Annotated in this window: 16 protein-coding genes; 13 read left to right on the top strand and 3 right to left on the bottom strand. The window is 26.6% G+C overall.

Annotated features, from left to right (window positions below; translation table 11 throughout):
* Window positions 1-207 precede the first annotated feature (207 nt).
* Genes CRU91_RS11595 through CRU91_RS11580 form a run of 4 tightly spaced genes read left to right on the top strand, consistent with a single transcriptional unit; the run spans window position 208 to window position 4,608 of the window.
* On the top strand, window positions 208-1,584 hold the full coding sequence (locus tag CRU91_RS11595; protein ID WP_113895381.1) for a phosphomannomutase/phosphoglucomutase: 1,377 nt from the start codon (window positions 208-210) through the stop codon (window positions 1,582-1,584).
* Between the two features lies 1 nt (window position 1,585).
* A complete protein-coding gene (galU, locus tag CRU91_RS11590) occupies window positions 1,586-2,461 on the top strand; it encodes a UTP--glucose-1-phosphate uridylyltransferase GalU (protein WP_113895380.1) in 876 nt (291 codons plus the stop codon).
* A complete protein-coding gene (locus CRU91_RS11585) occupies window positions 2,461-3,693 on the top strand; it encodes a glucose-6-phosphate isomerase (RefSeq protein WP_113895379.1) in 1,233 nt (410 codons plus the stop codon). Before galU ends, CRU91_RS11585 begins: the two co-directional genes overlap by 1 nt.
* A 3-nt stretch (window positions 3,694-3,696) precedes the next feature.
* Entirely contained in the window at window positions 3,697-4,608 is a 912-nt protein-coding gene (locus tag CRU91_RS11580) for an AEC family transporter (RefSeq protein WP_113895378.1), read from the top strand.
* A 189-nt stretch (window positions 4,609-4,797) separates the two neighbouring features.
* Here the strand turns inward: CRU91_RS11580 and CRU91_RS11575 are convergent, their stop codons facing one another.
* Entirely contained in the window at window positions 4,798-5,520 is a 723-nt protein-coding gene (locus CRU91_RS11575) for a sulfite exporter TauE/SafE family protein (RefSeq protein WP_113895377.1), read from the bottom strand.
* Between the two features lie 95 nt (window positions 5,521-5,615).
* Here CRU91_RS11575 and CRU91_RS11570 point away from each other — a divergent pair, with 95 nt between their 5' ends.
* The 3 genes from CRU91_RS11570 to CRU91_RS11560 all read left to right on the top strand — a co-directional run bounded on the left by CRU91_RS11570 (window position 5,616) and on the right by CRU91_RS11560 (window position 7,699).
* Window positions 5,616-5,864 (top strand): hypothetical protein, encoded by a 249-nt coding sequence (locus CRU91_RS11570; RefSeq protein ID WP_113895376.1) that lies wholly within the window; start codon window positions 5,616-5,618, stop codon window positions 5,862-5,864.
* Window positions 5,864-6,652: an exodeoxyribonuclease III gene (locus CRU91_RS11565; protein ID WP_113895375.1), complete on the top strand. Its 789-nt coding sequence runs from the start codon at window positions 5,864-5,866 to the stop codon at window positions 6,650-6,652. The genes CRU91_RS11570 and CRU91_RS11565 overlap by 1 nt, the downstream gene beginning before the upstream one ends.
* Window positions 6,653-6,724: 72 nt before the next feature.
* Window positions 6,725-7,699, top strand: a complete 975-nt coding sequence (locus tag CRU91_RS11560) for a DUF438 domain-containing protein (protein ID WP_113895374.1) — start codon at window positions 6,725-6,727, stop codon at window positions 7,697-7,699.
* Here the strand turns inward: CRU91_RS11560 and CRU91_RS11555 are convergent.
* Both CRU91_RS11555 and CRU91_RS11550 read right to left on the bottom strand, forming a co-directional pair.
* The gene (locus CRU91_RS11555; RefSeq protein ID WP_113895373.1) at window positions 7,696-7,902 is read right to left on the bottom strand and encodes a hypothetical protein; all 207 of its coding nucleotides are present in this window, start codon (window positions 7,900-7,902) and stop codon (window positions 7,696-7,698) included. The two genes, CRU91_RS11560 and CRU91_RS11555, sit on opposite strands and share 4 nt — an antisense overlap.
* 87 nt (window positions 7,903-7,989) lie before the next feature.
* Window positions 7,990-8,475 (bottom strand): MarR family winged helix-turn-helix transcriptional regulator, encoded by a 486-nt coding sequence (locus CRU91_RS11550; protein WP_113895372.1) that lies wholly within the window; start codon window positions 8,473-8,475, stop codon window positions 7,990-7,992.
* 99 nt (window positions 8,476-8,574) lie between these two features.
* On the opposite strand from CRU91_RS11550, the gene CRU91_RS11545 reads away from it, so the two are divergent.
* The 6 genes from CRU91_RS11545 (at window position 8,575) to CRU91_RS11520 (ending at window position 16,423) form a co-directional block, all read left to right on the top strand.
* Window positions 8,575-9,807, top strand: a complete 1,233-nt coding sequence (locus CRU91_RS11545) for a TolC family protein (RefSeq protein ID WP_113895371.1) — start codon at window positions 8,575-8,577, stop codon at window positions 9,805-9,807.
* Window positions 9,804-10,844, top strand: a complete 1,041-nt coding sequence (locus CRU91_RS11540; protein WP_113895370.1) for an efflux RND transporter periplasmic adaptor subunit — start codon at window positions 9,804-9,806, stop codon at window positions 10,842-10,844. The genes CRU91_RS11545 and CRU91_RS11540 overlap by 4 nt, the downstream gene beginning before the upstream one ends.
* A gap of 2 nt (window positions 10,845-10,846) precedes the next feature.
* Window positions 10,847-13,999 carry an efflux RND transporter permease subunit gene (locus CRU91_RS11535; protein WP_113895369.1) on the top strand — a complete coding sequence of 1,051 codons (3,153 nt, stop codon included), beginning with the start codon at window positions 10,847-10,849 and terminating at the stop codon, window positions 13,997-13,999.
* 37 nt (window positions 14,000-14,036) lie between these two features.
* Entirely contained in the window at window positions 14,037-14,645 is a 609-nt protein-coding gene (gene pnuC, locus CRU91_RS11530; protein WP_328587277.1) for a nicotinamide riboside transporter PnuC, read from the top strand.
* Window positions 14,635-15,399 (top strand): choline/ethanolamine kinase family protein, encoded by a 765-nt coding sequence (locus CRU91_RS11525; protein ID WP_113895367.1) that lies wholly within the window; start codon window positions 14,635-14,637, stop codon window positions 15,397-15,399. The genes pnuC and CRU91_RS11525 overlap by 11 nt, the downstream gene beginning before the upstream one ends.
* A gap of 109 nt (window positions 15,400-15,508) precedes the next feature.
* The gene (locus CRU91_RS11520; protein WP_113895366.1) at window positions 15,509-16,423 is read left to right on the top strand and encodes a GGDEF domain-containing response regulator; all 915 of its coding nucleotides are present in this window, start codon (window positions 15,509-15,511) and stop codon (window positions 16,421-16,423) included.
* Window positions 16,424-16,638: the final 215 nt, after the last annotated feature.

The raw sequence follows: 16,638 nt of genomic DNA, 5'->3' as shown, positions 1-16,638 counted from the left end.
AAACCTATCAAACTTTAAAGATCTCAACCTTCCCAGCTATCTGGTCAAATTGGACGGGAATTATAATCGCTTTTTTCTTATTTGTCAAGAGTTTTTTATTAATATTCGCTTAAATTCCTGAATTTGTATTTTGTAAACATTTATTTTACAATTTTTAGGTAGAATTCTAAAGTTTTTATACGTTTATATATAGGAGTTATGGACAAAATGAGTGCATCTATTTTTAGGGAATATGATATAAGAGGAATATTTGAAAAAGAGTTAAATGAAGATATAGTAAAGAAAATTGGTTATTACTTAGCTAACGCTTTACAAAAAAAAGTTCCAAATGCTGTTTATATAGCTGTTGGCTATGATGCGAGACTTCATTCACTAACTTTAAGAAACTGGTTAAGTTCAGGAATAAATAAAGCAGGTTTAAAAGTTTTAGATATGGGACTTGTACCAACACCTGCAAACTATTTTGCAAATTTTACTGATTTTGATGGTTTAAAATGTGATGGTTCAGTAATGATAACTGGTAGTCATAATCCTCCTGAATACAATGGATTTAAAATTACTTTAAATAAAGACCCATTTTTTGGTGAAGAGATTTATACTTTGGGAAGAGAAATTTTAGCGGATAATACTATTATTGAAGATAATGAAGAAATTATTCTGATTGATTCTAAAAATAGATATATAGATTATATAGTAAAACATTTTTCTCACTTAAAACTTGAAAATAAGAAATTTGTCTTTGATTGTGGTAATGGTGTTGCAGGAGTTGTTTTAAGAGAAATTCTTGACAAATTAAATATTAAATACAAAATTTTATTTGAAGAGCCAGATGGAAATTTTCCAAATCATCATCCAGATCCAAGTGATGAACATACTTTAGAAGATATTAAAAAAGAATTAGAAACTAAAGAATTTGATTTTGGTTTTGCTTATGATGGAGATGCTGATAGAATTGCTTTACTTTCTCCAAAGTATAATTTTAAAGGAGATATATTAGCAATATTTTTCTCTCGATTCATCAAAAACCCTACGGTAATTGGTGAAGTAAAATGTTCACAAGTTATGTATGATACTATCAACTCTTATGGAAAAGCTATCATGTATAAAACTGGTCATTCAAATTTAAAAGTTAAAATAAAAGAAACAAATGCTGATTTTGCAGCTGAAGTTTCTGGTCATTTATTCTTTAATGATAGATATTTTGGTTATGATGATGCTATTTATGCAACATTTAGAGCTTTAGAATTAATTGATCAAGGTTTCGATTTTGATAAAGAATATGAAAAACTTCCACAAGTTTATTCAACACCAGAAATAAATATAACTGTAACAGAAGATACTAAATTTAAAATAATTGAAGATTTAAAAGATGCATTAAAAAATCCACCTGCAGATTTTCCTAAAATTAAAGATATTATAACTGTTGATGGAATTAGAGTTATATTTGAAAAAGGTTGGGGATTAGTAAGAGCTAGTAATACTACACCAAAATTAGTTACAAGATTTGAAGCAGATACAAAAGAGAATGCAAAAATCTATGAAGAAGTTTTAATAAATCTATTTAATAAGTTAGAAGGAAAATAAAATGAGTAATACAAATAATCCAATTAAAAAATGTCTATTCCCAGCTGCAGGTTATGGAACAAGATTCTTACCAGCAACAAAAGCAACACCAAAAGAGATGTTACCCGTTTTAACAAAACCTCTTATTCAGTATGGAGTTGAAGAAGCACTAGCTGCTGGAATTGAAAATATGTCTATCGTAACAGGTCGTGGGAAAAGAGCTATTGAAGATCATTTTGATATATCATATGAGCTTGAACACCAAATAAAAGGAACTAGTAAAGAACATTATTTAACAGAAATTCGTTCAGTAATTACAAAATGTACTTTTTCATATACTAGACAAATAGAGATGAAAGGTTTGGGACATGCTATTTTATGTGGAGAAAATCTAATAGGAAATCAACCTTTTGCTGTTTTACTAGCAGATGATTTATGCGATGCACCAACAAAGGGTGTTTTATCTCAAATGGTTGATTTATATAAAAAGTATAATTGTTCTATTGTTGCTATTGAAGAGATACCAAAAGAAGATACAAATAAATATGGAGTAATTTCTGGAAATGAGATAGAACCAGGAATTTTTATGGTAAAAGATATGGTTGAGAAACCAGAACCAGAAGTTGCACCTTCAAATTTAGCTATCATTGGAAGATATATCTTAACTCCTGATATTTTTGATATTATAAGAGAAACAAAACCAGGAAAAGGTGGAGAAATACAAATTACTGATGCTTTATTAACACAAGCAAAAAAAGGAATGGTTTTAGCATATAAATTTGAAGGTCAAAGATTTGACTGCGGAAGTATCGATGGGTTTGTAAAAGCTACAAATTACTTTTATGACAAGTCTATAAAAGAAATAAAACAAGAGAAAAAAGATAACGGGAAAAAATAGTGAAAAATAATCTATACTATCCAAAAATATCTCTAAGCGATGAAGATATTTTTTTAGAGATAAAAAAAGAGCGTGAAGAAATAGGTTACTATTCTTTGCCTTATTACGATACAAATAATATAAAGAATGAACTTAATAAACTTGATTTTAAACAAAAAAACATTGCTATAATTGGGATTGGTGGAAGTACGTTAGGTACTTTTGCCATATACAATTTCTTAAAATATCACAAACAAAAAAACAAATCTCTAAAAAAAGAAATTTTTTTCTTTGAAAGCACAGATCCAGTAAACTTAAACGGAACTATTTCTCAGTTTAATTTAGAAGATACTTTATTTATAGTTATATCAAAGTCTGGAACTACAATAGAAACGATATCTATATTTAAGTATCTTATGTCTATTACAAAAATTGATAAATCAAATCTTTTAGTAATAACAGAAAATGACAGCAAACTGAATGCTTTTGCAAACGCAAATGATATAAAAACTTTTGATATTCCCAAAAATGTTGGTGGAAGATTTTCAGTTTTATCAAATGTTGGATTGGTTCCACTATATTTAGCTGGTTTTGATATAGATGAACTTTTAAAAGGGTCTAGACATATATCAACTTCATTTTTTGAACAATATGAGCTTTATACTCACTTAATAAAAAAAGCTAGAACTTACTATGAATACAAAGATGTTTATAATATAAATGCAGTTTTTTCGTACTCTCAACTTTTAGAAGGTTTTAATAAATGGTATATTCAGCTTTGGGGTGAAAGTTTAGGTAAAATAGATGCAAACAGTACAAATCAAGGATTAACTCCTATTGGATTGCTAGGACCAGTTGATCAACACTCATTTTTACAACTAATCGTTGAAGGGAAACGTGATAAAACAGTAACGTTTATAAAAATTAAAGATTTTAAAGATGATACAAAAATAGCTCCTACAACTTTGCAAGGTTTAGAAGAGTTAGACTATATAAATAATCTTGATTTTAAAAAACTTATAAACCTTCAAGCAGATGCAACTATTGCATCAGTTAAAGAGTATAAAAAAGATATTCCAATAGATTTAATAGAAATTGAAGATATAAGTGAATTTGAGATAGGAAAACTACTATTTTACTATGAATTATTAACTTCTATTGTTGGTAAATTTTTAAGAATAAATACTTATGATCAACCTGGAGTTGAGGGTGGTAAAATTATCCTAAAAGAGATGTTGAAAAAGAAAAATTAAAAAATGGAACATATATTTTCAAGTTTAATTCCAATTTTTTCTCTAATTGTGATTGGATACTTATTTAAAAGAATAAGTTTCCCATCACACGAATTTTGGCCAATGGCAGATAAACTTACTTACTATATTTTAATGCCAGCACTTTTAATATATACTCTATCAAAAGCTAAATTTGAACAAAATAGTATAACTTTTATATTTGTTTCTATTTTAGCAATATTTATAACAATGCTTATATTGATGATATTTAATAGACTAAGTCCTACACAAAATAGTTCATTTACTTCTATTGTACAAGGTGGAATAAGATTTAACACATATGTATTTTTAGCATTAAGCGGTTCAATATTTGGTTCAAATGGCTTAGTTTTATCAGCAATTATCATAACTTTTGCTATTCCTATTTTAAATGTTTTTTGTATAACAATCTTTGCTTTGTATTCAAACAATAGCAAAATTGATTTTATATATTTAATTAAATCTATTATTAAAAATCCTTTGATAATCTCTTGTATTTTAGGAGCTTTGATAAACTTTTCAGAAGTAGCAGTTCCAATTAGTATAGAAAATTTGCTTAAAATTTTAAGTAGTGCAGCTCTTCCTTTAGGACTTTTATCTATTGGATATACTTTAGTTTTAAAAGAGATTGGAAGTGCAAAAAAAGATTTATCTGTTACGATGATAGCAAAATTCATAATTTTACCTATTATTATGTACTTTTTAGCAATTACTTTTGAACTTGATGATTTAATGATTTCAATTTTGGTTTTATTTGCTATTATGCCAACTGCACCCAGTTCTTTTATACTTGCACGTCAATTAAATGGTGATTTGCCTTTAATGACAACAATAATAACTGTACAAACAATATTGGCCGCAATATTTTTAATAATTTTTTTAAACTACTTTAATTAAAATTTATCATTTGATAATATACACTACTTGATTTTAGAATAAGAGCTTTATTAATATATTGTTAAAAAGTATAGTATCTTATAAATTTTAATCCCCTAAAAGCTCTCATTTACTATATCATTTCCTTTGTGTTGAACTATATCTAAAATTTGTCACAATTCTGTCACAATTTTAATTTTTATAAATATCTTAAATCATTTTTATAAAAATATCTACTATAAGTTTAATAGCCAAAAGTGTAAGTAATATTTTTAAAATGATTGTAAATTTTTTACCATCTATTAAATTTCTTGCTTTAGTTCCCACAAAACTACCTAAAACTGCACCAAAAATCATAGCTAAAATAATCCATATATAATCAAAAAATACAAATCCAAAATATATAAAAACAACAACTTTAAGAAAATGAGTTATAGTCATCAAAGCTGCTCCAGTTGCTACAACCTTATCTTTATCATTATAATCTTTAAATAAAAGTGTCATAGTAAGTGGTCCCGTGGCACCTACCACCATAGAAAGTCCTGTTTGAAAAAACCCAGCAAGATAGTAGTTTTCATATCTTTTTATCTTTTGATTAAATTTTTGACTCCACAAAGATAGTAAAATATAAACGCCAATAAACAATGGAACATATTCAAGTGAAATAAAACTTAAAACTCCTGCAAAAAAAGCTATTCCTAAAATTGAACCTATCAAGAATTTAGGTATTACTTCATATTGAATATCTTTATATCCAAAAAAAGCTCGACTCAAATTACTTGAAACTTGTGTAAGTCCATGAACTGGGATAAGAGCATTCAAGGGTAGAAAAGAAGGTAATATAGCTATTAACATCATTCCCCCTCCAATACCAACAACTGCTGCAATAATTGAAGTTAAAAATGTGATGCTTCCTAATAATAACTCTGTCATAAATATTTACCTTAAAAAAATATTATGTAAAATATCAAATTAAGGCTTTATTATTGAAATGTAGTTATAATTTATTAAAAAAAAAGGAAGATATTATGAAAATATTACTTATTGTTACTATATTTTTATCAAATTATTTGTTTGCAAATTATATCTATACAGATCAAAATAGTGGAAAAATAGATATGCATGGTGGCAAAAAAGAGAATTTATTAAATCAAAAAAATAGTATTTCAAATATAAATCAAATTGGAATTGTAAAACCACTTGAGCCAAAAAAACCCAATGAACCAGAAAATTTAATAAAAGAAGATAAAAAAATAAAAAAGGAAGATAAAAAATAATGGCAAAAAGATATAAATTTATCTCTTGGAATGTAAATGGAATAAGAGCAGTTGATAAAAAAGAAGCCCTAAAATGGGTTGATGAAGCAAATATTGATTTACTTGGAGTTCAAGAAACAAAATCACAAAAAAGTCAAATTCCAAAGTCTATATTCAACAAAGAATTCTCTTTTACAACAGCTAGTGAATCAAAAATAAAAGGAAGAAGTGGAACAGCACTGTTTTGTGATATTACTATAACTTTTGAATGTACTTGCCCAACAGTAGATATTTTAGATGAAGGAAGAATAAATGAAGTTCATTTTTCTTTAGGAGAAAAAAATATTGCATTTTTTAATGTATATTTTCCAAATGGTCAAAGTAGTCAAGAAAGACTAGATTATAAAATGGTATTTTATGATAAATTTTTAGAACATTGTGAAAATCTAAAAAAAGATGGAAAATCAATAATAGTTTGTGGTGATGTAAATACTGCACACACTGAAATTGACATTGCAAGACCAAAAGCAAATGAAAATACAAGTGGTTTTTTACAAATAGAAAGAGATTGGATAACTAAATTTCTAGATTTTGGATATATTGATACTTTTAGGCTCATAAATGGAGATATAAAGGATAAATACTCTTGGTGGAGTTATCGAGCAAATGCTAGAGCAAACAATGTAGGTTGGAGAATTGATTACTTCTATGTAAGTGAAGATTTAAAAGATTTTGTAAAAGATGCTTATATTTTAGATAGTATTGAAGGAAGTGACCATTGTCCTATTGGACTTGAAATAGAAATATAGTCATTGATTTAAATCATTTATTAGATTTTTGAATTGGGATATATTTTGTCCTAATTTTTATAAAGGATATTTATGAATGATTTAAAAAATAATTTAGAACAATTTGATGAAGGTCATCCAGTAAGAGTTTATCTTGAAGAAAATATTTTAATCAAAGAGCTTTTTAGCGAATTATTCAATATTAATCCAAAAGATGATTTTCAAAAATTTTACAATATTTTTAACCAAATTTGTGAAGTAGAAAAACATTTTGCTAGAAAAGAAAATCAACTTTTTCCATATCTTGAAAAATATGGTTGGACTGGACCATCTCAAGGTATGTGGTCATTTCACGATGATATAAGAGCATTAATAAAAGATGCAAGAGTAGCAATTGAATCTAAAGATTTTGATAATATTGTAACAAAAAGTGTAAATGTTTATAATAGCTTATCACATCTAATTCAAGTAGAAGAAAATAGGTTATTACCAAATGCAATGCAACTTCTTAAAGAAGATGATTGGAAAGAGATGTATGAAGGTGATAAGGAAATTGGTTGGATGTTTACTAATCCACCACAAAGATATCCAGCTCTTGAAGAAGAATATATTCACCCAAGTCAAGATACAAAAAAAAGAAAATTATCTTTTTCTCTTGAAGATAGAACTCATTTTGATGAAGGTTATCTGACTATGGAACAAGTAAATTGTATATTTAAGTTTCTACCAATTGATATAACTTATGTAGATGAAAATGATAAAGTTGTTTTTTATAATCGTGGAGATGAAAGAGTCTTCCCCAGAAGTGCAGGAATCATAGGAAGAGAAGTAAAATTTTGTCATCCGCCCAAAAGTGTTGATCAAGTTTTAAAAATTCTTGAAGAGTTTAAAGCAGGAAGAAAAGATATAGCTGATTTTTGGATAAATTTTAAAGGCAAATTTATACATATTAGGTATTTTGCAGTAAGAGATGAAAATAAAACCTATAAAGGAGTAATAGAAATGTCACAAGATGTTACTGAAATAAGAGCTCTAGAAGGAGAAAAAAGACTTTTAGATTGGAATTAATCATTGATTTTATTTATATCATTTTTATCCTTGTTCATAAGATTCGTTTTTCCACATCTAGGACAAGGATTTCCAGAATTTGAGTAACAAGAATAACAAAACATTGTAGTACAAGATTCACAAGTAAGCTTACAATGTTTACATACATAAGTTTTTGCTCTTTTAATTTTTTTATCTTTATTTTTAAACAACCAAGCAAACATAATTATCCTTAAAAATAAAATAAGTATATTTGATATTCTTTTTATAAACAATGATTTATATCAAAGATTTTTGTTTAAAATATAAAATTATGAATTTAAAGAGTAAAGAAGTTTAGCTAAAATCTTTTTCAAATCATCTTTTTCTTTATTTGTCAAAATACTAAAAGATTTTTCTAACATACAGGCTTTATTATCCATAATTTCAGTTATAAGTTCTACACCATTTTGTGTTAAACAAACCAATTTTTTTCTTTTATCATTGGAAATATACTCTCTTTTTATAAGTTTTCTTTCCTCAAGTTTTTTCAAAACTTTTGTCATACCACCAGAAGAAAATATTAAACCATCATATAAGTCTGTTGGTGATAAAGTATAATCTTCTCCATTAAAAAATAAAGAAGCTAAAACATCAATATCAGTATGAAGCAAATCATAATTTGTCTTTAAAAACTGTTCTGAAGCTACAGTTAAATCCTTATTTATTAAAAAAAGTGGTAAAGACAAAGAAAATATCTCACACTTTTCATCACTCTTAACCCTATCATAAAAACTATCTATATATTGTTTATCCATGAAATAATTATATCAAAATAGATATTAAAATATCTTTCTAGCAAGATACTTTTAAGAATAATATAGATAAAATCTTGCTTTATTTAAAAGGAGTTATTTTTGAAAAAGATATATTTTACTTTTTTAGTACCACTTTTTTTATATAGTCAAAGCTTAGAAGACATAGTAAATTTGTCTATTGAAAATAGATTAATTGAAGCTTCAAAACAAAATCTTGAAGCACTAAAATCTGATTATAAAAGTGTAAAAAGTGGCTATTTACCAAAATTTGATGTTGGTGCTAGTTATTCAATAAATGAGCATGAATCACCAAATGTTCCAAAAAAAGGAACAAATGCCTATGCAAGTGCAAATTATGTCCTATATGATGGTGGAAAAAAATATGATATTTATGATAGTTATGAAAGCAGTATTAAAAGTGGTGAAAAATCACTAGATGCACTAAAAAATGATATTTCATTGACAGTTATAAACTACTATTTCAGCTACCAATCATTAATAGCAAGAAAAGATGCAAAATTAAAAGAAATTGAGCAACTTGAAGCACAAAAAGATAGACTTAGCAGATTTTATAATGCTGGAACTACAACAGAGGATGAACTACAAAAAATCATATCAAGACTACAAAATTCAATAGTTGAATTACAAGAAGTTGAATTAAATATTGTTACAATTTTACATAATCTTGAATATATAACTGGTACTCAAATAAATTTAGAAGATGGTTCAAGTATCAAAAATATTGAAGATTTAAAGACAAATAATCAAAGATTTGATATTCAAGCTTTAGAGTTTGATACTCAAACAAAATTAAGTAATGCTGATGCTCAAAAAAGTGGCTATTTACCAACTCTTACTTTAGATAATACTTTTAACTATTATGATAGAGATTATAGCAACAAAAATAATGATACAAATAGTCCTGATCATCAAAATGTAGCAAGTGCAAATTTAAAATGGAATATTTTTTCATTTGGAGAAACAAAATATAAACATGAATCTAAGCATAAAGAGTATTTAGCTAGTAAATCAAACTTTGAATACGAAAAAAACAAAGCAGAGGTTGATTTACAACTTGCACTTAGAGCTTATGATATAGCACAAACAAAGATTAAATCAAGTGAAGCGACTTTAAAAGCTGCACAAAGTGCTTATGATGTTATAAAATCAAAATATGAAAATGGTTTAATAGATAATGTTGCATTTTTAGAAAGTCTAAGTGAAAAATATGATGCAATAAGTCAACACAAAAGAGCTTTAAATGATTTAGAGATTAGTAAAGCAACAATAATTTACCATAGTGGTGAAAAATTACAGGAGTATATAAAATGATAAGAAAATCATTAGTTTCAATATCTTTCCTATTATTAGGATTTAACAGTTTAATGGCAAATGAAACACCAGCTTTACCAGTAAATACTTTTACGGTAAAAACAGAGAACAACACTACAAGTAAAACTTACCCTACTATTTTAAAAGCTTTCGAACAAGTAAATGTGATAGCAAGAGTTTCTGGAACATTAAAAGAGAAATATTTTAATGAAGGAGATTTTGTAAAAAAAGGAACTCTTTTATATAAAATTGAACCTGATATTTATCAAGCAAACTTAAATTTAAAAAAAGCAAATTTTACAAAAGCAAAAAAAGATTTTGAAAGAGCAAAAGTATTAATTGCTTCAAAAGCAATAAGCCCACAATCTTTTGATGATTACACTTTCCAATATGAAAGTGCAAAAGCAGCACTTGATGAAGCACAAATAAATTTAGATTATACAAAAGTTATTGCTCCAATAGATGGGATTGTAGGTCTTAAAAATCATGATATTGGAGATTTAGTTGGTTCAAGTGCAAGTAATTCTCTTCTTGTGACTATTACAAATACAAATCCAATTCATGCAGAATTTTCTTTACCAAAAGATGATATGAATAAATATTTATCTCAAATAAAAGAAAATCAAATAAAAGTTAGCCTTGAAGTAAATGGTAAAATTTATGATAATGGTAAAATAGATTTTATTGCTCCAACTATTGATACAGCAACAGATACCCTACTTTTAAGAGCAAAATTTGACAATGCAGAAAATGAATTAATCGTTGGAAACTTTACAAAAGTTAAAATTTCGAATCTTTCATTAGGAGATGTTTTTATAGTTCCTGAAAATGCTGTATTAAAAACTGCACAAGCTAGTATTGTTTTTGTAGTTGATGAAAATAATATTGCAAAACCAAGACCTGTAGTAACAGGAGATTTAGTAGCAAATGGAATGGTTGTAAAAGGTGGTTTAAAACCAGATGAGAAAATTGTAATATCTAACATCGCAAAACTTAGACCAGATACAAAAGTTCAAATTGTGAATGAAGAGAAATAATTATGATTTCAGCATTTTTTATTAGAAACCCTGTTTTCGCAGGTGTTTTAAGTATTATCATATTTTTAGTTGGACTTATTTCTATGGTCAATCTTCCGATTGAACAATATCCAAGAGTTCTTCCTCCACAAATTATTGTAAGTACATCGTATCCAGGAGCTAGTGCTGATACTATTGCTAAAAATGTTGCGGCACCACTTGAAGAGCAAATAAATGGTGCAAAAGATATGCTTTATATGAACTCACTAGCAGAGGATAGTGGAAGATTAAGTATAAATGTTTTCTTTGAAGTTGGAACAGACCCAGATAGTGCAAAAATTGACGTAAACAATAGAGTTCAAGCAGCACTAGCAAAAATGCCTGAACAAGTACAAAGACAAGGTGTTGTTGTAGGGGAAAGAAGCCCTAGTATTTTACAATTTATTATGCTTCAATCTCCAAACAACACTTTTGATAGTATATATTTATCAAACTATGCTTTACTAAACTTAGTTGAAACTCTAAAAAGAGTTAAAGGAGTTGGAGATGCTATGATTTTTGGTGGTAAAGATTATTCAATTAGAATTTGGATTGACCCATCAAAATTATCTCAATATTCTTTAGCAACAACTGATGTAATTTCTGCAATAAAAGAGCAAAATAATCAATATGCAGCTGGAAAAGTTGCAGCTGAACCAATTGCAAATAAGCAGATGTACACATACACGATACAAACTCCAAGTAGATTTGAAAATCCAACACAATTTGGAGATATTGTAATTAGAGCAAATGAAGATGGAAGTAGCTTAAAAGTAAAAGATATTGCGACAATAGAACTTGGAGCTGCTGATTATAGTGTTGTAACAAGATTAAATGATGCACCTTCTACTCCTATTGGTATATTTTTACAAAGTGGAGCAAACTCACTTGAAACTGCCGAAGCTATAAAAAAAGCATTAGAAGATGCTAGTAAAATTTTTCCAGAAGATATGACATATTCTATACCTTATGATAGTACAGATTTTATTACTGCATCTATTGATGAAGTTGTTAAAACTTTTGTTGAAGCTTTAATTTTGGTTATTTTAATTATTTTCTTATTCTTACAAAGCTGGAGAGCAACTATTATTCCACTTATTGCTGTTCCTGTATCAATTATTGGTGCATTTGCAGGAATGTATGCTCTGGGATTTAGTATCAACTTACTTACTCTATTTGGACTTGTTCTTGCCATTGGTATTGTTGTTGATGATGCCATTATTGTTATTGAAAATATTGAAAGACATATGGAAGAAGGTAAAACTCCTAAAGAAGCTGCATTTATAGCTATGAGAGAAGTAACAGGAGCTTTAATTGCTATTATATTAGTTTTAACTGCTGTGTTTGTTCCTGTTGCTTTTATGGGTGGATTAAGTGGAGAGATGTATAGACAATTTGCCATAACTATTGTTATTTCCGTTATAATTTCTGGTTTCGTTGCTTTAACTTTGACACCATCTCTTTGTGTAAAAATATTAAAAAATAAAAAACATGAACCAAAAGGCTTTTTTAAATGGTTTAATACTATGTTTAATAAAGCAACTGAAGGTTATTCATTTTTAGTTAAAAAAAGTATTAGATTTGCATTAATCTCTGTTTTATTATATGTAGGTTTACTATTTGTATCTTTTGATATGTTTAAATCTATGAAAACTGGACTTATACCAGATGAAGATCAAGGAACAATTTTTGTATTTGGATTCAATCCTCCTGGTTATTCATTATCAAAATCTTTAGAACTTAGTGAAGAAACAAATAAAATAATAATGGCCGATGAAAATGTAAGAGATGTTATAACTCTTGCAGGATATGACTTTACAACATCAGCACAAAGAAGCCATACTGTTGCAACTATTATTAAACTTAATGATTGGAGCAAACGTCCAAATCCTGAACAAGATGCTATGAATTTATTAAAAAAATTTAGCCAACAACTTATGGGAACAAGTGAAGGTTTCTCTGTTGCAGTTGTACCACCACCAATTATGGGTATGAGTGTTACTGGTGGATTTGATATGTATGTTCAAGATAGAACAGGTGGGACTATTGAAGATTTAGGAAATATCGTAAATGAAATTGTAGAAAAAGCAAATGCTAGACCTGAACTTATGGGAGTTAGAACAGCACTTGCAGCTAATATTCCTCAATTTAAAATAGATATTGATATAGAAAAAGTAAAATCAAAAGGTGTAAATTTAAATGATATTTATAGTACTATAAATGCTACTTTTGGAAGTTTTTATGTAAATGATTTTTCTTTACAAGGAAGGACTTATAGAGTAAATGTTCAAGCAATTGATGAATATAGAAATAATATAGAAGATTTACAAAATGTTTTTGTAAGATCAAATAATGGTGAACTTTTACCTATAAACTCTTTCATAACTTATAAAAAAATTGTTGGTGCTGATATAGTTGAAAGATTTAACTTATTCCAATCGGCAAAAGTTTCAGGACAACCAGCACAAGGATATAGTTCTGGAGATTCTTTAAGAGCTATTGAAGAAGTTGCAAACGAAGTACTACCTGAAGGTTATACTATTGCATGGACAGGAACAGCTTATCAAGAAAAACAAATTGGTGGAAGTTCAGCACAAGCGTTTATATTTGGTATCATTTTCTTATTCCTAATACTTTGTGCACTATATGAAAAATGGTTATTACCACTTTCAGTTGTTTTAGCCGTACCATTTGCAATATTTGGAGCTATCTTAGCCACAAATTTAAGAGGTTTAGACAATAATATATATTTCCAAATTGGACTTTTAGTTCTTGCTGGACTTGCTGCTAAAAATGCTATTCTTATAGTAGAGTTTGCTTTACAAAAAAGAAAAGAAGGGTATAACTTAATAGATGCTGCAATAGAAGCAGCAAAAGTAAGACTTAGACCTATTATTATGACTTCTTTAGCATTTACAGTTGGAGTTTTACCACTTGCAATTAGTAGTGGAGCGGGAGCTGCAAGTAAACACTCTATTGGTACAGGGGTTGTAGGTGGTATGCTTACAGCTACATTTATAGCAATCTTATTTATACCACTATTCTATGTACTTGTATCAAGAATTAGTAGAGAAAAAGAAGGTTCAATAGCTGAAGATTTAAAACGAGAAGAGGAAGAGAACAATAGTGAAAAATAAGCCAATTTATGGCTTATCTTTCATATTTAAAGGATAGATAATAGATATTTTTTCTAATATAAGAGATAGCTTTTTAACTCTTAGTTATTTTGAACTCACTGCAGTTTTTTTATCTATTCTTTATCTTCTTTTAGCAATCAGACAAAATATTTGGTGTTGGATTTGCGCTTTTTTTAGTACACTAATTTATACTATTTTATTTTTTGATTCATCTTTATTTATGTCTTCACTGTTAAATGCTTACTATTTAATTATGTCGTTTTATGGATTTTATATTTGGAAATATGGAAATAAAGAAAATAATAAAGTTCTAAAAATATCATCTTTATCAGTAAAAACTAATTTTAAAATAATTATTTCATTATCATTATTTTCATTAATGATTGGATATTTTATGAAAAATTATACAAATGCATCTTTTGCATATCTTGATAGTTTTATAACAATTTTTGCTTTAGCAACAACATTTATGATGACAAGAAAAATTTTAGAGAATTGGATTTATTGGATTTTTATTGATAGTGCTTCAATATATTTATACTTTCAAAAAGAGTTTTATTTTACATCAGTTCTATTTTTGATATATACTATCTTAGCAATTTTTGCTTTTATTACTTGGAAAAAAGAGATGAAATATGAATATTAAGGATGTAAAAAAATTAAATATATTTGATAATAGTAATATTTCTATAAAGCTTCTAAAATCACAAGGTTTTAATAATATAAGTTATCTTATAACATCTAAAACTAAAAAATATGTTTTAAGAGTTTTTAAATCAAATAAAAGTGTAAATATAAGTAGAAAATTTGAGTATAAAATACAAAAAATAGCAAATAAACTTAATATCTCTCCAAAACCTATTTTTTTTAATAAAAATTTTATGATATATGAGTATTTAGAAGGCGTACATAAAGATAATCTATCAAAAAATGATTTAAAAAATCTTGCTTTAACCATAAAAAAACTTCATTCAATAAAAGTAAAAACAAAACCTTATAATCTAGAAAAAGATTTCAAAAAATATAAAAATTTATTTGAAGATAAAAAAAATATACTTATTTTAAATAAATTAAAGAATTCTTTGAAAAAGCTAAAGAAACATAAAAATCATTTTGTTTTATCACATTTTGATTTAAATCCAAAAAATATTTTATTTTCAGAAAATAGTATTAAAATAATAGATTGGGAATATGCTGGAACAACTGATAATTTTTTTGATTTAGCTTCAATTTGTATTGAATTTAAACTAAGTAAAAAAGAAGAAAGGTTTCTGCTAAAAAATTATTTTAAACCAATAAACTTATCAAAAAATAGACTTATTAAATATAATAAAAAATTAAAAATATTTAAAAATATATATAAAAGTTTATGCTTTTTATGGTTTAGTTCTCAAATTTAATACTTATATTTAATAATTTTTATTCTCAAATATTAATTTAATTTTAATATGCTTTTAAATATAATCTCAAATTATTTTTTATTTACACAAACTTTATATAGGGAATTTTATGCTTTCAAATAGGAAACCTACTATTTTAATTGTAGATGATATGACTACAAATATTTTATTATTATCTGATATATTAAAAGATGACTATAGCCTAAAAATCGCAAAAAGTGGGCAAAAATGTTTAGAAATACTTTATAACCAAGATAATATAGATTTAGTTTTACTTGATATTGAAATGCCAGATATAAATGGTTATGAAGTTTGTAAACAACTAAAACAAGCCGATAAAACAAAAGATATTCCTATTATTTTTGTAACTGCAAAAAGTAGTGAAGAAGATGAAGAATACGGTTTAAATATTGGAGCAATAGACTATATTACAAAACCTTACAGTAAAGTTATAATAAAAACTAGAATAAAAAATCAAATTAAGTTAAGAGAAAAGACTCTTATGCTCGAAAAATTATCTATGTATGATGGTTTAACAAATATTAAAAATCGAAGGTTTTTTGATGAAATATTTGAAAAAACATACAATGATGTAAAAAGAGAAAAATCAAATCTTGCAATTATGATGATAGATATTGACTTTTTTAAACCATACAATGACAATTATGGGCATGGGAAAGGTGATGAAACTTTAAAAAGAGTTGCTATTACTTTACAGAAAACTTTGCATCGACCAAATGATTTAGTTGCGAGATATGGAGGAGAAGAGTTTGTAGTATTAATCAAAGATATAGATGAAGATGGATTAAATAATATTGCAAATAATATTTTAAAAGCTATAAGAGAGCTAAATATTGAGCACAAATTCTCTAGTATTGAATCTTTTTTAACTATAAGTATTGGAATATGTTTTTTCAACTCAAATAATAATTTAACAAAAACAGAAATTTTACTAAGAGCAGATGAAACACTATATAATGTAAAACATAGTGGAAAGAATAATTTTCTAATAACTAAGATATAGTCTTTTGTTCTATATTCAATCCATGATATTACTTTATTGGATTGACACCAACTTTATAACAATCTTTAATAGATATTTAAGTGTTATTAAGGGGAAGCCTAAAAGCTTTCCCACTCATCATCTTTAGTATTCTCTTTTACAACTTCTACTTTTGATTTTATATTTGATGTTGTTTTTATAGGTTTTTCTTTTGAAGTATCTTCTATTTTTCTATT

The sequence above is a fragment of the Aliarcobacter vitoriensis genome (assembly GCF_003316695.1).
Classification (GTDB): domain Bacteria; phylum Campylobacterota; class Campylobacteria; order Campylobacterales; family Arcobacteraceae; genus Aliarcobacter; species Aliarcobacter vitoriensis.
Note: the sequence above shows the minus strand (reverse complement) of the source record. Positions and strands in the feature narration are given on the sequence as shown.

What these genes read in the sequence shown, in the direction of transcription:
- CRU91_RS11565 (WP_113895375.1), top strand. Translation starts at nt 5,864, where the DNA reads ATGGCAAAAAGATATAAATTTATCTCTTGGAATGTAAATGGAATAAGA.
- CRU91_RS11555 (WP_113895373.1), bottom strand. Translation starts at nt 7,902, where the DNA reads ATGTTTGCTTGGTTGTTTAAAAATAAAGATAAAAAAATTAAAAGAGCA.
- CRU91_RS11580 (WP_113895378.1), top strand. Translation starts at nt 3,697, where the DNA reads ATGGAACATATATTTTCAAGTTTAATTCCAATTTTTTCTCTAATTGTG.
- CRU91_RS11595 (WP_113895381.1), top strand. Translation starts at nt 208, where the DNA reads ATGAGTGCATCTATTTTTAGGGAATATGATATAAGAGGAATATTTGAA.
- CRU91_RS11575 (WP_113895377.1), bottom strand. Translation starts at nt 5,520, where the DNA reads ATGACAGAGTTATTATTAGGAAGCATCACATTTTTAACTTCAATTATT.
- CRU91_RS11550 (WP_113895372.1), bottom strand. Translation starts at nt 8,475, where the DNA reads ATGGATAAACAATATATAGATAGTTTTTATGATAGGGTTAAGAGTGAT.
- galU (WP_113895380.1), top strand. Translation starts at nt 1,586, where the DNA reads ATGAGTAATACAAATAATCCAATTAAAAAATGTCTATTCCCAGCTGCA.
- CRU91_RS11540 (WP_113895370.1), top strand. Translation starts at nt 9,804, where the DNA reads ATGATAAGAAAATCATTAGTTTCAATATCTTTCCTATTATTAGGATTT.
- CRU91_RS11560 (WP_113895374.1), top strand. Translation starts at nt 6,725, where the DNA reads ATGAATGATTTAAAAAATAATTTAGAACAATTTGATGAAGGTCATCCA.
- CRU91_RS11520 (WP_113895366.1), top strand. Translation starts at nt 15,509, where the DNA reads ATGCTTTCAAATAGGAAACCTACTATTTTAATTGTAGATGATATGACT.
- CRU91_RS11535 (WP_113895369.1), top strand. Translation starts at nt 10,847, where the DNA reads ATGATTTCAGCATTTTTTATTAGAAACCCTGTTTTCGCAGGTGTTTTA.
- CRU91_RS11570 (WP_113895376.1), top strand. Translation starts at nt 5,616, where the DNA reads ATGAAAATATTACTTATTGTTACTATATTTTTATCAAATTATTTGTTT.
- CRU91_RS11525 (WP_113895367.1), top strand. Translation starts at nt 14,635, where the DNA reads ATGAATATTAAGGATGTAAAAAAATTAAATATATTTGATAATAGTAAT.